Below are 15,102 nucleotides of genomic sequence, written 5' to 3'. Positions count from 1 at the left end.
TCTCTCGTCGTGCGGGGAAGATGTCGCCTGCACTGACGGACCGCCGTGACGAGAGAGCGTCAAGACGCGACCAGCCGGTCTCACGGCGTTGGAAAGCTGAACTGCGGGCTCTGGATGTTGGCCAGGTTCTCGACCGGTTCGCCACCGATCCGCTTCAGGAGCAGGCTGCCCATCGCTTCGCCGGCCGCGGTCAAATCCTCGTAGATCGTCTCCACCTTGGGCTGGATCTGCGTGAGCAGGCGCGAGGTCTGTTTGGCAACGATGTCGTATTCGGCACCCAGCGTCAGGCCCCGGTCGCTCATGCCGGTGATCGTGGCGAGCGCCGAGACCTCGCCGGGACACGCGATGCCGTCCGGCGGGTCGGTCTCGCCCATGCGCCGGCGCATATGGTCGCGGATGATGTCGGCCGGGCTGTCCAGGTCGAGTTCGCTCGGGATCTCGTAGGCGACACCGGCCTCGCGCACGGCGGTCATGAAGCCGTGCAGCATATGCTGGTGGAAGGTCAGCCGCTTCGGCGGCAGGATAATGGTCACCTTGCGACGGCCCTTGGTGATGAGGCGTTTCGTCGCCTCGTACGCGAAGGCGAAATTGTCGAAGTCGACATAGGGATGCGATGTGGAAAATTCCGTGCGGCCGTGTGTGACGAAGGGAAAGCCGTTTTCGAGCAGCAGGCGCACGCGCGGATCGAAGGGTTCGGTTCGCGAAAACATCAATCCGTCGGCCATGCCGTTGCGGATGATATAGTTGACCGCATCGACATTGCTGCCGTCAAGGAAGTTGGGGGTGACGATCAGGTGATAGGCCGTGCCCTTGAGACCGCGGGCGATGCCATGCAGGATCGAGGTGCCGAAGCCGAGAATCTCCTCGTGCGGGTCGAGCAGGATGCTGACGACATTCGTGCGGCCGGTCTTCAGCCGCTGGGCGGCGCGATCGGGCAGGTAGCCGATCTCCGCGGCGACCGCATGCACGCGCTTGCGAGTGCTCTCCGAAATCTGCGGCGCATTGCCGAGCGCACGCGATACGGTGGTGATCGCAAGTCCGGTGATGTCGGCGATCGTCTTCAGCGTCGGCTTGCCGACCCTGGCACTCGCGCGGGCGCGTTCGAGATCGGGGGGAAGGTCACTGACTGGCACGACGGGACATTGCTCGCTGGTATGGAAATTCGGCATGAGCTTACAGAGGCCGATCCTGTTCGGCAATCGTGCAATGCAAACGATTTAAACGGCGGAATGCTGCGGCGCAACGTGACATTTCGGCCTGAAATGGACCATGATATTGCTGAAATGCAAGGCGCTAAGCCCGGGAAACATCGTTTTGCCGGCCGGTGCTTGACTCGGTGGAATTTGTAACGTTTTAAATTGAGCCAGCGGCAGCAGCCGTGGCTCCATCGTCTTCGCCGTGCAATACGGCGGCGGCACGGACCGGCGGGAAGAGGCTCCCGCCTTCGACAACTTGCAAACGGGAGGAATTCGATGCGCAAGTTTCTGACGACGACAGCAATCGCAGCAGTAATGATGACGATGGGCAGCGTATCGGCCAGGGCGGCCGAAGGCGTCGAAGTCCTGCACTGGTGGACATCCGGCGGCGAGGCCGCGGCCCTCGACGTCCTCAAGAAGGACCTGGAAGGCAAGGGCATCTCCTGGACCGACATGCCCGTTGCCGGCGGCGGCGGCACGGAAGCCATGACGGTGCTGCGTGCCCGTGTCACCTCGGGCAACGCGCCGACGGCGGTGCAGATGCTCGGCTTCGACATTCTCGACTGGGCCAAGGAAGGCGCACTCGGCAATCTTGATGACGTGGCCGCGCAGGAGGGCTGGGACAAGGTGATCCCGACCGCCCTGCAACAGTTTTCCAAGTATGACGGCCACTGGATCGCAGCGCCCGTCAACGTGCATTCGACCAACTGGGTCTGGATCAACAAGGCCGCTCTCGACGCGGCCGGCGGCAAGGAACCGGCGAACTGGGACGAACTGATCGCGCTGCTCGACAAGTTCAAGGAACAGGGCATCACACCGGTTGCCCATGGTGGCCAGCCCTGGCAGGACGCGACGATCTTCGACGCAGTCGTGCTGTCGCTCGGCAACGACTTCTATAAGAAGGCTTTCATCGACCTCGACCCGGCCACGCTCGGCAGCGCCGAGATGAAGGAAGCCTTCGACCGCATGACGAAGCTGCGTTCCTATGTCGACGACAACTTCTCCGGCCGCGACTGGAACCTCGCGTCCGCCATGGTGATCGAGGGCAAGGCCGGCGTTCAGTTCATGGGCGACTGGGCGAAGGGCGAGTTCATCAAGGCCGGCAAGAAGCCGGGCACCGACTTCGTCTGCATGCGCTTCCCCGGCACGCAGGGCTCGGTGACTTTCAACTCCGACCAGTTCGCGATGTTCAAGGTCGCCGACGACAAGGTTCCCGCACAGCTGAAGATGGCGTCGGCCATCGAAAGCCCGGTCTTCCAGTCGGCCTTCAACGTCGTCAAGGGTTCGGCACCGGCCCGCACCGACGTTCCGGACACGGACTTCGACGATTGCGGCAAGAAGGCGATCAAGGATCTGGCCGAAGCCAACACCAACGGCTCGCTGATGGGCTCGATGGCGCATGGCCATGCCAATCCGGCTTCGGTCAAGAACGCGATCTACGACGTCGTGACCCGCCAGTTCAACGGCGAGCTTTCCTCCGAGGAGGCCGTCGCCGAACTCGCTGCCGCCGTCGAGGCTGCAAAGTAAGCAGGCCCATCTGCCTTCACGCTATCCCTCTTCCGGCTGCGGGGGAGGGTTGCGGAGAGATACGGCATATAACCTTCTCCCCGCTCGCGGGGAGAAGGTGCCGGCAGGCGGACGAGGGCGAGGCCCCGCCGCCCGAAACAGATTTCAACGGTGGTATCGACCATGGATAGCCGAAGCCGGCTGCAGGAGCTTCTGCCGAAGCTCGTGCTGGCGCCCAGTTTTCTCATCGTCCTCGTCTTCGTCTACGGCTTCATCGCCTATACGGGCTTCCTGTCGATGACGGACAGCAAGATGCTGCCCTCCTACAACTTCGTGGGCTTGAGCAACTATTCGAAGCTCTGGGCGCTGCCGCACTGGTGGCGGGCAATCAGCAATCTCGCGATCTTCGCCTCGCTCTACATCGCCATCTGTTCGGTGCTCGGGCTGGGGCTGGCGATCCTGCTTGACCAGAAGATCCGGGCCGAGGGCGTGTTGCGGCCGATCTACCTCTACCCCATGGCGCTCTCCTTCATCGTGACCGGGACCGCCTGGAAATGGTTCCTCGATCCCGGCATCGGGCTCGAGAACACCATGCATCTCTGGGGCTGGGAGAGCTTTTCCTTCACCTGGATCAAGGACCGCAACTACGCGATCTACTGCGTCGTGATCGCGGCCGTCTGGCAATCGTCCGGCTTCGTCATGGCGATGTTCCTCGCGGGGCTCCGCGGCGTCGACAACGAGATCATCAAGGCCGCCCAGATCGACGGGGCCTCGACCATGACGGTCTACCGCCGCATCATCATTCCGCTGATGCGGCCGATCTTCCTCTCCGCCTTCGTCGTGCTCGCCCATCTCGCCATCAAGGCCTACGACCTCGTCGTCGCGCTCACCGGCGGCGGGCCGGGGCAGGCGACCGAATTGCCGGCGACCTTCATGTATTCCTACACCTTCACCCGCAACCAGATGGGTATCGGCGCTTCGTCGGCGATCATCATGCTTGTGATGATCTTCTCGATCATCATTCCCTACCTCTATTCCGAAATCCGCGGAGGCAAAGGCCGATGAGCGCTGCGAGCCAGGACAATGTCATTTCGCACGACCGGCTGACGCGCGCGCTGATCTACGCGGCGCTGATCCTCTTTGCCGTCTACTACCTGCTGCCGCTCTATGTGATGCTGGTGAACTCGCTGAAGCCGCTCGACGAGATCCGCCAGGGTGGCATGCTGAACCTGCCACAGGTCTGGACCATCGACCCGTGGCTTTCCGCGTGGTCGACGGCGCAGATCGGCGTACAACCGACAGGCCTCCGGCCCTTCTTCATCAACTCGATCCTGATGGTCGTTCCGGCCGTGGCGATCTCGACGATCATCGGCGCGTTGAACGGCTACGTCCTGACCAAGTGGCAGTTCAAGGGGTCGAACGCCTTCTTCGGCCTGCTGCTGCTCTCCTGCTTCATTCCGTTCCAGATCGTGCTGATCCCGATGGCGCGCATCCTGGGCTGGCTCGGCATAGCCGGCTCGATCTGGGGCCTCATCCTCGTGCATGTGGTCTATGGCATCGGCTTCACGACGCTCTATTTCCGCAACTACTACGAAAACTTTCCGACCGAGCTCGTCAGAGCCGCGCAGATCGACGGCGCCGGCTTTTTCCAGATCTTCCGCCGCATCCTGCTGCCCTCCTCCGGGCCGATCATCGTCGTCTCGGTTATCTGGCAGTTCACCAACATCTGGAACGACTTTCTCTTCGGTGCCTCCTTCTCCGGCGCCAACTCGACTCCGATGACCGTCGCGCTCAACAACCTCGTTTCCTCCTCGACGGGTGTGAAGGAATACAACGTCCACTTCGCGGGCGCGATCCTCGCGGCCCTGCCCACTCTCATCGTCTACGTCGTCTCCGGCCGCTACTTCGTTCGCGGCCTGATGTCCGGCGCCGTGAAAGGATAAGACCATGTCGTTCCTCAAGATCAGCAATCTGCGCAAGTCCTACGGCGCGCTGGAAATCCTGAAGGACATCAACCTGGAAATCGAGGAAGGCGGCTTCCTCGTGCTGGTCGGCCCGTCCGGCTGCGGCAAGTCCACGCTGCTCAACACCATCGCCGGATTGGAGCCGATCACATCGGGCGATATTTCGATCGACGGCCGTTCGGTCGCCGGACTGCATCCCTCCAAGCGCGACATCGCCATGGTGTTCCAATCCTACGCGCTCTATCCGAACATGACGGTCGCCGGAAACATCGCCTTCGGCATGGAAATCCGCGGCGTGCCGAAGGACGAGCGCGACAAGGCGATCAAACAGGTCGCCGACATGCTGCAGATCGGCCATCTGCTCGACCGCAAGCCCGGCCAGCTTTCCGGCGGCCAGCGCCAGCGGGTGGCGATGGGCCGGGCGCTGGTGCGCGACCCGAAGCTCTTCCTCTTCGACGAGCCGCTCTCAAACCTCGACGCGAAGCTTCGCGTCGATATGCGCACGGAGATCAAGCGCCTGCACCAGCGCATGAAGACCACCATCGTCTATGTGACGCACGACCAGATCGAGGCGATGACGCTCGCGTCGAAGATCGCCGTCCTGAAGGACGGCGTGCTGCAGCAGTTCGGCTCGCCGGCGGAGATCTACAACAATCCAGCCAACATCTTCGTCGCCGACTTCATGGGTTCGCCGGCGATGAACCTGCTCAACGGCAAGATCGAGCAGAACGGCGCCGGCCTCGCCGTGTCGCTGGCCCGCCCGCAGGCGGAGCCGCTGCTGCTGTCGGTGCCGGATGCCCCGGGCGGGCTCGGCGCCTATCGCGGCAGGGACGTCATCTTCGGTATCCGTCCGGAGGCGCTGACCGACCCGGACGGCGCCGACCGCAACGCGCGCACCATCGCGGAGGGGGAATGCCTCATCGAAGTCGTCGAGCCGGCCGGCGCCGACACCTTCGCCGTCACGAACCTTGGCGGCAAGGAAATCGTCGCCCGCCTTCGCGCCGATGTCAGGATTGCCGCCGGACAGATGGCGCGGCTGGCGTTCAACCTCGACAAGGCGGTGTTCTTCGACCCCGCAAGCCAGCTCCGCATCGCCTGAGACGATCATGACCACGCAGCCGGACATCGTCATCATCGGATCGGGGATCGGCGGCGCGACCATCGCCGCCGGGCTTGCGCCGACCGGAGCCAGAATCGTCATCCTCGAGGCGGGCGACCATCTGACCGACCGGCCCGAGAACCGCGACCAGCGGGCGATCTTCCAGCGCGGCCATTTCCGCCCCAGGGAGCTGTGGTACGAGGCGGACGGCACCGCCTTCAACCCCGGCAACTATTACAATGTCGGCGGCAATTCGAAATTCTACGGCGCGGTCCTCGTACGCTACCGCCGCGAGGACTTCGAGGAGATGCAGCATGCGGACGGCATCTCGCCGGCCTGGCCCTTCGGCTACGAGGAACTGGAGCCGTGGTATTCGGCGGCGGAAACGCTCTACAACGTGCGCGGTGTACTCGGCGAGGATCCGACGGAGCCGCACCATTCCGCGCCCTACCCCTTTCCGCCCGTGCCGGACGAACCTGCCATTGCCGACGTCCGGGCGAAGATGAAGGCGAACGGCCTGCATCCCTATTCGCTGCCGCTCGGCGTCGACCTCGACCGCTGGCTCGCCAGGGCGAAGACCCCCTGGGATGCGCATCCGAACGCCAACGACGGCAAGATGGACGCGGAAAGCACGGCCCTTGCCGACGCGCTCAAACATCCGAATGTCGAGCTGCGGACCCGTTGCCGGGTGACGCGGCTCGCGACGGCGCCGCACGGGCGCACCGTGTCGACGGTGCACTATGCGCGGGATAGCCGGTCCGAAAGCGTTTCGCCGAAGCTGGTGATCCTCTCGGCGGGCGCGGTGCAATCCGCCGCGCTCCTGTTGCGCTCGGCCTCGGAAGCTTTCCCGAACGGGCTTGCCAACAGCTCGGACCAGGTCGGCCGCAACTTCATGAACCACAATTCGAGCGCCGTGATCGGCGTCTCGCCGTTCTATCGCAACACCGCGATCTACCAGAAGACATTCGGCTTCAACGACTACTACCTCTCCGACGGAGAGGGCGGTCCGCCGCTCGGCAATGTCCAGCTTCTCGGCCGTGTTTCGGGCAAGATATTGAAGGCCAACATGCCGTCCGTGCCGGAATGGCTGCTGGAACGGGCAGCCGCGCACACGATCGATTTCTACGCAATGAGCGAGGACCTGCCGCATCCCGAAAGCCGCATCATGGTCGACCGCGACCGCATCGTCCTCAAATGGACGCGCACCAACTGGCAGGCCCATCTCGACCTCGTGCAAAAGCTGAAACGCGCTCTGAAAAAGGCCGGGTTCCCGATCGTGCTCGCCCGCGCTTTCGACAAGCGCACGCCGTCGCACCAGTGCGGCACCGTGCGCATCGGCGCCGATCCGGCGAAAGCGCCGCTCGACGTCTGGTGCCGCGCCTTTGATCATCCGAACCTCTTCGTGGTCGACGCCTCCTATCTGCCGACTTCGGCCGCGGTAAACCCTGCGCTCACGGTTGCCGCGCAGGCACTGCGCGTCGCCGACCACATCAAGATCCGGGATCTGGCAGCATGAGCCCGCGCGAACGTCCCGTTGCGATCATCACCGGCGGCCGTCGCGGCATCGGGCTTGGCGTTGCGAGGGCTCTTGCGGCAGACGGTTTCGACATCGCCATCACCGGCATCGGAGACAGCGATTCCGCGACGGACGCAATGCTCGCCGACATCTCCACGCTGGGCGGCCGCGCGATCTATCTCAAGGGTGACCTTGCCGATCTCTCCGGTCACGCGGGGACCGTCTCCGCGATCGAGGACAGGCTCGGCGGCATCGAATGCCTCGTCAACAATGCCGGCATCGCGTCGGTCGTGCGCGCCGACTTCCTCGACCTCGCGCCGGAGAATTTCGATACGATCGTTTCGACAAATCTCCGCGGCACTGTGTTCTTTACCCAGGCCGTGCTGCGCTCGATGCTGGCCGGACAGGCGGCACGAGGCCCACGCTCGGTCATCAACATCACATCCGTGTCGGCAGCATTGAGTTCGCCCGAACGGCTCGACTACTGCATGACCAAGGCGGGGCTCGCAGCCTTCAGCCAGGGGCTGGCGCTGAGATTGGCGGAAACCGGCATCGCCGTCTTCGAGATCCGCCCCGGTATCATTCGCTCCGACATGACCGCCGGCGTCTCGGCGAAATACGACGCACTGATCGACGGCGGCCTGGTGCCGGTGAGGCGCTGGGGCGAACCGGACGACATCGGCAGCGCCGTCGCCGCACTTGCGACGGGGCGGTTCGGCTTTGCAACGGGCAGCGTGATCAATCTCGACGGCGGGCTGTCGATCGGGCGGCTTTGAACTGCCGCGCCCGGGCAGAAACCTGAGGACACCGCATGACTTACGACTACATCATCACCGGCGCCGGGCCTGCCGGCTGCGTTCTGGCAAACCGGCTTTCGGAAGATCCGACCGTGCGCGTGCTGCTGCTGGAGGCCGGCGGCGGGGACTGGAACCCGCTGTTCCACATGCCGGCGGGCTTCGCCAGGATGACCAAGGGCGTGGCGAGCTGGGGCTGGGAGACCGTGCCGCAGAAGCACATGAAGGGCCGCGTGCTGCGCTATACCCAGGCGAAGGTGATCGGCGGCGGCTCCTCGATCAACGCGCAGCTCTATACCCGCGGCAATGCGAGCGACTACGATCTCTGGGCGAGCGAGGACGGCTGCGAGGGCTGGAGCTATCGGGAAATCCTGCCCTATTTCAAGCGGGCCGAGGACAATCAGCGTTTTGCCGACGACTATCATTCCTATGGCGGTCCGCTCGGCGTCTCCATGCCGGTTTCGGGCCTGCCGATCTGCGACGCCTATATCCGCGCCGGCCAGGAGCTCGGCATCCCCTACAACCACGACTTCAATGGCCGCCAGCAGGCGGGCGTCGGCTTCTACCAGCTCACCCAGAAAAACCGCCGCCGCTCCTCCGCCTCGCTCGCCTATCTCTCGCCGATCAGGGACCGCCGCAACCTGACGATCCGCACCGGCACCCGCGTCGCCCGCATCGTCCTGGAGGGAACCCGCGCCGTCGGCGTCGAGGCGGTGACGGCCAAGGGCGTCGAGACGATCCGGGCAGAGCGCGAGGTACTCGTCTCCTCCGGCGCCATCGGCTCGCCGAAGCTGCTCCTGCAATCCGGCATCGGCCCGGCCGATCACCTGAAATCGGCAGGCGTTCAGGTGAAGCACGACCTGCCGGCCGTCGGATCCAACATGCAGGACCACCTCGATCTTTTCGTGATTTCCGAATGCACCGGCGACCACACCTATGACGGCGTGGCGAAGCTGCACCGCACGCTCTGGGCCGGCCTGCAATATGTGCTCTTCCGCTCCGGCCCCGTCGCCTCCTCGCTGTTCGAGACGGGCGGCTTCTGGTACGCCGACCCCGATGCCCGCTCGCCCGACATCCAGTTCCACCTCGGCCTCGGTTCCGGCATCGAGGCGGGAGTCGAGAAGTTGAGGAATGCCGGCGTGACGCTGAACTCGGCCTATCTGCATCCGCGCTCGCGTGGCACCGTACGGCTTGCTTCCGCCGACCCTGCCGCCGCACCGCTGATCGACCCGAACTACTGGGACGACCCGCATGACCGGAAGATGTCGATCGAAGGACTGAAGATCGCCCGCGAGATCATGCAGCAGGCGGCGCTGAAACCCTTCGTGATCGCCGAGCGTCTGCCGGGGCCGAAAGTTGTGACCGACGAGGAGCTGTTCGACTACGGCTGTGCCAATGCCAAGACCGACCACCATCCGGTCGGCACCTGCAAAATGGGCACCGGCGCCGACGCCGTCGTCGGGCTCGATCTCAAGGTCCGGGGGCTTGAAGGCCTGCGCGTCTGCGACAGTTCCGTCATGCCGCGCGTTCCGTCCTGCAATACCAACGCGCCGACGATCATGGTCGGGGAAAAGGGTGCCGACATCATCCGCGAGCGCCCGCCACTCGCGCCGCAGATTTTCGCGCACGAACGCAACGACACGCGGCCGAGGGCGCGTGCCGCCATTCGATAGGAGGAACCGATGATCCGCCACTGCGTCTTCATTCGCTTCAAGCCCGGTTTGGCCGAGCACCTGAAGACGGAAATCTATAATGAGATCACGGCGCTGAAGGACCGCATTCCCGGTTTTCTCGCCGCTCATGTCGGCATCAATGTCAGCCCGGAGACGGGCATGGACAAGGGCTACTCGGAGGGTTTCATCGTCGATTTCGACGATACGCTCGCCCGGGACGCCTATCTTGTCGACGAGGAACACCGCAGGACCGGTGCCAAGATCGTCGCCGCGGCGCAGGGCGGCATCGAGGGCGTGCTTGTCTACGATCTCGAAATCGCCGATGACTGAGGGATGATCAACGATCCGCGCGCCTTCCTGGCCTCCCTTTTCCATGTCGCCGTTAAGGCGGCTGATCCCCTGGAGGCGATCCGGGCGCACCTGCCGCAACGGCCGAAGGGAAGGACCGTCGTGGTCGGCGCCGGCAAGGCAGCGAGCCAGATGGCCGCGGCGCTGGAAACGCTGTGGGATGGGCCACTCGAGGGGGCGGTCGTCGCCCAGCACGGGCCTGTCGCCGAATGCCGGCGGATCGCCGTGCTGCAATCGGCCCACCCCGTGCCGGACGAGGCGGGTCTTGCCGCATCGGGGCGGCTGCTGCGCGAGGTGCGGGGCCTGACGGAGAATGATCTGGTGATCGCGCTGATCTCCGGCGGCGGCTCCTCGCTGCTGCCTGCGCCGGCCGGCAACCTGACGCTTGACGACGAGATCGTCGTCAACAGGGCGCTGCTCGCCTCCGGCGCGCCGATCTCGGCCATGAACGTGGTGCGCAAGCACGTTTCGCGCATCAAGGGCGGCCGGCTGGCGCATGCGGCGCACCCGGCACGCGTCGCAAGCCTCGTCCTATCCGACATACCGGGCGACAACCCCGCCCATGTGGCTTCCGGCCCGACCGTGCCGGACAGATCGACGCCGGACGATGCTCGGGCCATCATCCGCCAGTACCGGATGAAACTTCCGGATGCGGTGATGGACCACATCAACGGCGCGAATGCCGCCGCGCCGGGACCCGACGACCCGGTCTTCGCGCGGCAGGAACATCATGTGATCGCCTCGGCCCGCGTGTCGCTGGAGGCGGCGGCCGAGGCAGCACGCAGACATGGGATCGAGACGCATATCCTGTCGGATTCGATCGAGGGCGAGGCGCGCGACATCGGGTTGATGCATGCCGCACTCGCCCGCGAAATGCGCACTCACGACCGCCCGTTCCGCAAACCTTCGCTTATCCTCTCCGGCGGCGAAACGACCGTGACGATCCGTGACGAGGGCTACGGCAAGGGCGGGCGCAACACGGAATTCCTGCTGTCCTTCGCGCTTGCCATCGATGGCCAGCACGACATTCATGCGCTGGCGGCGGACACCGACGGCCGTGACGGCTCGGAACACAATGCCGGCGCCTTCGCTGATGGCACCTCGATCGCAAGGATGCGGGAAAAGGACATCGACCCGCGCGCGCTGCTGATGGGCCACGACGCCTGGAGCGCCTTCGACGCGGTCGGCGACATCTTCGACACCGGCCCGACCGGTACGAACGTCAACGATTTTCGGGCGATTTTGGTAAGATAAAACTTACTTAAAAGGTATGCCGCGTCTGCGAAACCGGCCGACAGTCAAAGACGCTACGGCCCTATTTGGGCACCACTTCTCCGCCCGCGTCGTCACCCTCGCCCTTGTGGCGAGGGTCTGACCACTTGGCGACGGCAGCAGGTCCTCGGGACACGTCCGAGGACGACGACGAAAGTACGGAGGCCCATCGCTCGACACAAAATTTTCTTCCCGCATCACAGGCGAGCCTCACTCCACCGCCACCGCCAGCACGCTGACGCAGTCGCCCGGCTTGACGAGACCCGGAAAGTGGCGGGCCGCCAGGATGCCGTCCATCTTGGCCTTCACTTCCTCAGGTTCCACGCCGGTGCGGCCAAGCGGATAGATGCGGGCGACGACATCGCCCTTCTGCACCCTATCGCCGAGATCGAAGAGCGGTTCGATCATGCCGCCATCCAAAGCGACGCTGAAGCAGTCGCCGTCCGGCATGTCGAGCCAGGTGGTCTCCGACGATACCACGGCGCCTTTCAGGATACCTGCGGCCTTCAGCACATTGGCGACGCCGCGTTTTGCGATGCCGGCACTCTTTGCCGTCGCGGTGCCGCCGCCGCCGAGTTCGGTGGTCACGAACACCTTGCCCATCTCTTCCGCCGCCGTGTCGTACATGCCGACCGCATCGATCTCCAGCATCTTCATCGACCACGGCGCACCGAAGGCCGAGACGAGGTCGAACGCCTTCGCCTCCTGCATCTTGTCGGGCAGGACATGCGCCGCGCAGAAGGGCAGGAAGTCGAGCGTCCTTCCGCCCGAATGAAAGTCGAGCACGATGTCGGCGAGCGGCAGCAGCACGCGCTGGAAATAATCCGCGATCTTCTGGGTGACCGTACCGTCAGGCGCGCCCGGAAAGCTGCGGTTCATGTTGCCTTTGTCGACCGGCGAGGTGCGCGTGCCGGCCGCAAAGGCCGGATAATTCATCGCCGGAACGATGATGACGCGGCCGGTGACATCCTCCGCCTTCAACGTGCGGGCAAGGTCGAAGAGCGCGATCGGCCCTTCGTATTCGTCGCCGTGATTGCCACCGGTGAGCAGTGCCGTCGGCCCGTCGCCGTTCTTCACCACCGTCAGCGGGGTCATCACAGATCCCCAGGCGGAATCGTCCCGGCTGTAGGGCAGGCGCAGGAAGCCGTGCTGCACCCCCTCGGCCGAAAAATCGACCGTGGGGCTGATCGGCGACGGGCGCAAGGTACGTTCCAGCATGGCTCAGTCCTTCACGAAAAGCTTGCGCGGCACATTGGCCAGGCACTCGACCCCGGCCTCGGTGATCAGGATGCTCTCCGTCGTCTCGAAGCCCATATCCTCCAGCCAGAGACCCGTCATGAAATGGAAGGTCATGCCCGGCTTCAGTTCCGTCCTGTCGCCGGGGCGCAGGCTCATGGTGCGCTCGCCCCAGTCCGGCGGATAGGAGACGCCGATCGGATAGCCGGTGCGGTTGTCCTTCACGATGCCGTATTTCTTGAGAACCCCGAAGAAGGCGTTGGCGATGTCCTCGCAGGTGTTGCCGGGCTTGGCGACGGCAAGGCCCGCCTCCATGCCTTCGAGCGTCGCCTTTTCCGCATTGATGAAGGCCTGCGTCGGCTTGCCCAGGAAGACGGTGCGCGACAGCGGCAGGTGGTAGCGGTTGTAGCAGCCGGCGATCTCGAAGAACGTACCTTCACCGGATTTCATCGGCCGGTCGTCCCAGGTGAGATGCGGCGCGGACGCCTCGACGCCGGATGGAAGCAGCGGCACGATCGCCGGATAGTCGCCGCCGATGCCATCGACGCCACGCGTGCCGGCATCGTAGATCTCGGCGACGAGATCGCATTTGCGCATGCCGACCTCGATCGTGTCGAAGATGCGCTGGTGCATGGCTTCCACGATGCGCGCGGCATTGCGCATATATGTGATTTCCGTCTCGCTCTTCACCGCACGCTGCCAGTTCACGAGCGCGGTCGCGTCGACGAAGCGGGCGTTCGGCAGATGCTTTGTGAGCGAGGCGAAGGCGGCGGCGGAGAACCAGTAATTGTCCATCTCGACGCCGATCGTCATCTTGTCGAGGCCACGTTCGGCGAGCTTTGCCGACAGGTAGTCCATCGGGTGGCGCTCGGTGGACTGCACATAGTGGTCCGGATAACCGATGATGTTCTCGTGCTTCAGGTAGGCGGTGAACTTGGCACCGTTGGCATCCTGCCCGCGGCCGTACCAGATCGGCTCGCCCGAGGGCGGCACGACGACGCACTGGTGCACGTAGAAGGACCAGCCGTCATAGCCCGTCAGCCAGTTCATGTTCGACGGATCGGAGCAGATCAGCACGTCGATACCCTTGGCCTCCATGGCCTTCCGGGTCTTGTCGAGCCGTGCTTCGTACTCCGCCAGGGAGAATTTGAGATTGGCTTGTTTCATGGGTCTTTCCTCAAAACCGGCGGCGCCGGCATTCAGCTTTCGAATGTCGTTCCGGCATCGGCCGCGCGTGCACGGGCAAAGGCGAGCGTGGCGATGGCGGTGTCCTGGATGCCCGTGCCGGTGAGATCGGCGACGGTGATCTGGTCCGGGCTCGTGCGGCCCTGCCTGCGTCCGGCGATGACCGCGCCCAGTTCCGGAAAATCGGCTTCTGCTGTGACGAGCCCCGCCTCGATGGCGTGGTGCAACTCGCCCAGCCGGCGCGTCTGCTTCAGGCTGTCGGCAACATAGAGGCCGGCGCCGGTGATGACCGCGGGCTCGATCTCGTTCTTGTGCTCGGCATCCGAGCCCATGGCCGTGACATGCTGGCCGGGCTGGAGCCATTCGGCCTTCAGGATCGGCGTTTCGGACGGCGTGGTCGTGACGATGACATCGGCGCCGTCGACCGCCTGCGCCGGATCGACCACGGCGCGAATGGAAATGCCGAGCCTGCCGGCGAGGTCCGTCGCGGCGGCCTCAGCCTTCTCCAGATCGCGCGCCCAGATCCGGGCCTCACGGATCGGGCGGACCAGGCTCAAGGCTTCGAGCTGCAGCTTCGCCTGCATGCCGGCACCGAAGATGGCGGCAACGGACGCATCGTCACGCGAAAGATGTTTCGCCGCAACGGCCCCGGCAGCAGCCGTGCGCACGTCGGTCAGATAGCCGTTGTCGAGCAGCAGCGCCTGCACCAGGCCGGTCTTCGCCGACAACAGCACCATCATGCCGTTCGTGCTCGGCAGGCCGATCTTCGGATTGTCGAAGAAGCCGGGACTGATCTTGATGGCAAATCCGTCGAGACCCGGCACATAGGCCGTCTTCACATCCACCTCGCCGCGATGCTCGGGAATATCGAGTCGCAGGATCGGCGGCATCGACACGGCCTTGGTGGCAAGCGCATGGAAGGCATCCTCGACGCAGGCGATCGCCTCGAGATCGAGCGGCACGATCCGGCGGAGATCCGCCTCGGTCAGGATCTTCATCGTGGTCATGCCATCTCCTCCCGAAACGGATCGTCCTCGCCGTTCACCACCCGCCGGTGCAGGTTCATATCGACATTGCGGCCGGAAAGGATCGCAACGACGGGACCGTCGAGCGTGCCGAGACGACCGGCGAGAAGCGCCGCGATTCCGACCGCCGCAGCACCCTCGATCACCTCGCGCTCCTCAAGATAGGCATGGCGCATGCCGGCGGCGATCTCGGCTTCGGAAAGCAGGATCACGTCGTCGAGAAGCGCGCGGCACATCGGGAAGGTCACCGTATTGTCGAGGCCGATGCCGCCGCCGAGCGAATCGGCA

13 protein-coding genes and 1 pseudogene are annotated in these 15,102 nt (G+C 64.5%); 9 read left to right on the top strand and 5 right to left on the bottom strand.

Going from position 1 to position 15,102, the window contains the following annotated elements; translation table 11 throughout:
- Positions 1 to 80 precede the first annotated feature (80 nt).
- A complete protein-coding gene (locus LXM94_RS06875) occupies positions 81 to 1,169 on the bottom strand; it encodes a LacI family transcriptional regulator (RefSeq protein WP_408015596.1) in 1,089 nt (362 codons plus the stop codon).
- A gap of 342 nt (positions 1,170 to 1,511) precedes the next feature.
- Here LXM94_RS06875 and LXM94_RS06870 point away from each other — a divergent pair, with 342 nt between their 5' ends.
- The 9 genes from LXM94_RS06870 (at position 1,512) to LXM94_RS06830 (ending at position 11,350) form a co-directional block, all read left to right on the top strand.
- Complete coding sequence (locus tag LXM94_RS06870) at positions 1,512 to 2,723, top strand: ABC transporter substrate-binding protein (protein ID WP_235770449.1); 1,212 nt, start codon at positions 1,512 to 1,514, stop codon at positions 2,721 to 2,723.
- 162 nt (positions 2,724 to 2,885) lie between these two features.
- Positions 2,886 to 3,767, top strand: a complete 882-nt coding sequence (locus LXM94_RS06865) for a carbohydrate ABC transporter permease (protein WP_235770420.1) — start codon at positions 2,886 to 2,888, stop codon at positions 3,765 to 3,767.
- Positions 3,764 to 4,645: a carbohydrate ABC transporter permease gene (locus tag LXM94_RS06860; protein WP_235770419.1), complete on the top strand. Its 882-nt coding sequence runs from the start codon at positions 3,764 to 3,766 to the stop codon at positions 4,643 to 4,645. The genes LXM94_RS06865 and LXM94_RS06860 overlap by 4 nt, the downstream gene beginning before the upstream one ends.
- A 4-nt stretch (positions 4,646 to 4,649) precedes the next feature.
- A complete protein-coding gene (locus LXM94_RS06855; RefSeq protein WP_235770418.1) occupies positions 4,650 to 5,765 on the top strand; it encodes an ABC transporter ATP-binding protein in 1,116 nt (371 codons plus the stop codon).
- A gap of 7 nt (positions 5,766 to 5,772) precedes the next feature.
- Positions 5,773 to 7,281, top strand: coding sequence for a GMC oxidoreductase (locus LXM94_RS06850; protein ID WP_235770417.1), 1,509 nt, complete (start codon positions 5,773 to 5,775; stop codon positions 7,279 to 7,281).
- Positions 7,278 to 8,057: a 3-ketoacyl-ACP reductase gene (locus LXM94_RS06845; RefSeq protein ID WP_235770416.1), complete on the top strand. Its 780-nt coding sequence runs from the start codon at positions 7,278 to 7,280 to the stop codon at positions 8,055 to 8,057. Before LXM94_RS06850 ends, LXM94_RS06845 begins: the two co-directional genes overlap by 4 nt.
- Before the next feature lie 35 nt (positions 8,058 to 8,092).
- Positions 8,093 to 9,748, top strand: a complete 1,656-nt coding sequence (locus tag LXM94_RS06840; protein ID WP_235770415.1) for a GMC family oxidoreductase — start codon at positions 8,093 to 8,095, stop codon at positions 9,746 to 9,748.
- 9 nt (positions 9,749 to 9,757) lie between these two features.
- The gene (locus LXM94_RS06835) at positions 9,758 to 10,078 is read left to right on the top strand and encodes a Dabb family protein (RefSeq protein WP_235770414.1); all 321 of its coding nucleotides are present in this window, start codon (positions 9,758 to 9,760) and stop codon (positions 10,076 to 10,078) included.
- 3 nt (positions 10,079 to 10,081) lie between these two features.
- Positions 10,082 to 11,350, top strand: a complete 1,269-nt coding sequence (locus LXM94_RS06830) for a glycerate kinase type-2 family protein (RefSeq protein ID WP_235770413.1) — start codon at positions 10,082 to 10,084, stop codon at positions 11,348 to 11,350.
- A gap of 228 nt (positions 11,351 to 11,578) precedes the next feature.
- Here the strand turns inward: LXM94_RS06830 and doeB are convergent, their stop codons facing one another.
- The 4 genes and pseudogenes from doeB to eutB form a co-directional block, all read right to left on the bottom strand.
- Positions 11,579 to 12,586, bottom strand: coding sequence for a N(2)-acetyl-L-2,4-diaminobutanoate deacetylase DoeB (gene doeB / locus LXM94_RS06825; protein ID WP_235770412.1), 1,008 nt, complete (start codon positions 12,584 to 12,586; stop codon positions 11,579 to 11,581).
- Positions 12,587 to 12,589: 3 nt separating this feature from the next.
- Positions 12,590 to 13,771 (bottom strand): ectoine hydrolase DoeA, encoded by a 1,182-nt coding sequence (gene doeA, locus LXM94_RS06820; RefSeq protein WP_235770411.1) that lies wholly within the window; start codon positions 13,769 to 13,771, stop codon positions 12,590 to 12,592.
- A 32-nt stretch (positions 13,772 to 13,803) separates the two neighbouring features.
- Complete coding sequence (gene eutC / locus LXM94_RS06815) at positions 13,804 to 14,796, bottom strand: ectoine utilization protein EutC (protein ID WP_235770410.1); 993 nt, start codon at positions 14,794 to 14,796, stop codon at positions 13,804 to 13,806.
- A pseudogene (eutB, locus tag LXM94_RS06810) lies at positions 14,793 to 15,102 on the bottom strand (hydroxyectoine utilization dehydratase EutB); the annotation flags it as partial. The gene eutC and the pseudogene eutB, both read right to left, overlap by 4 nt.

The sequence above is a fragment of the Rhizobium alarense genome, assembly GCF_021555155.1.
Classification (GTDB): Bacteria; Pseudomonadota; Alphaproteobacteria; order Rhizobiales; family Rhizobiaceae; genus Rhizobium_D; species Rhizobium_D alarense.
Note: the sequence above shows the minus strand (reverse complement) of the source record. Positions and strands in the feature narration are given on the sequence as shown.

What these genes read in the sequence shown, in the direction of transcription:
- LXM94_RS06875 (WP_408015596.1), bottom strand. Translation starts at nt 1,169, where the DNA reads ATGCCGAATTTCCATACCAGCGAGCAATGTCCCGTCGTGCCAGTCAGT.
- LXM94_RS06870 (WP_235770449.1), top strand. Translation starts at nt 1,512, where the DNA reads ATGATGACGATGGGCAGCGTATCGGCCAGGGCGGCCGAAGGCGTCGAA.
- LXM94_RS06865 (WP_235770420.1), top strand. Translation starts at nt 2,886, where the DNA reads ATGGATAGCCGAAGCCGGCTGCAGGAGCTTCTGCCGAAGCTCGTGCTG.
- LXM94_RS06860 (WP_235770419.1), top strand. Translation starts at nt 3,764, where the DNA reads ATGAGCGCTGCGAGCCAGGACAATGTCATTTCGCACGACCGGCTGACG.
- LXM94_RS06855 (WP_235770418.1), top strand. Translation starts at nt 4,650, where the DNA reads ATGTCGTTCCTCAAGATCAGCAATCTGCGCAAGTCCTACGGCGCGCTG.
- LXM94_RS06850 (WP_235770417.1), top strand. Translation starts at nt 5,773, where the DNA reads ATGACCACGCAGCCGGACATCGTCATCATCGGATCGGGGATCGGCGGC.
- LXM94_RS06845 (WP_235770416.1), top strand. Translation starts at nt 7,278, where the DNA reads ATGAGCCCGCGCGAACGTCCCGTTGCGATCATCACCGGCGGCCGTCGC.
- LXM94_RS06840 (WP_235770415.1), top strand. Translation starts at nt 8,093, where the DNA reads ATGACTTACGACTACATCATCACCGGCGCCGGGCCTGCCGGCTGCGTT.
- LXM94_RS06835 (WP_235770414.1), top strand. Translation starts at nt 9,758, where the DNA reads ATGATCCGCCACTGCGTCTTCATTCGCTTCAAGCCCGGTTTGGCCGAG.
- LXM94_RS06830 (WP_235770413.1), top strand. Translation starts at nt 10,082, where the DNA reads ATGATCAACGATCCGCGCGCCTTCCTGGCCTCCCTTTTCCATGTCGCC.
- doeB (WP_235770412.1), bottom strand. Translation starts at nt 12,586, where the DNA reads ATGCTGGAACGTACCTTGCGCCCGTCGCCGATCAGCCCCACGGTCGAT.
- doeA (WP_235770411.1), bottom strand. Translation starts at nt 13,771, where the DNA reads ATGAAACAAGCCAATCTCAAATTCTCCCTGGCGGAGTACGAAGCACGG.
- eutC (WP_235770410.1), bottom strand. Translation starts at nt 14,796, where the DNA reads ATGACCACGATGAAGATCCTGACCGAGGCGGATCTCCGCCGGATCGTG.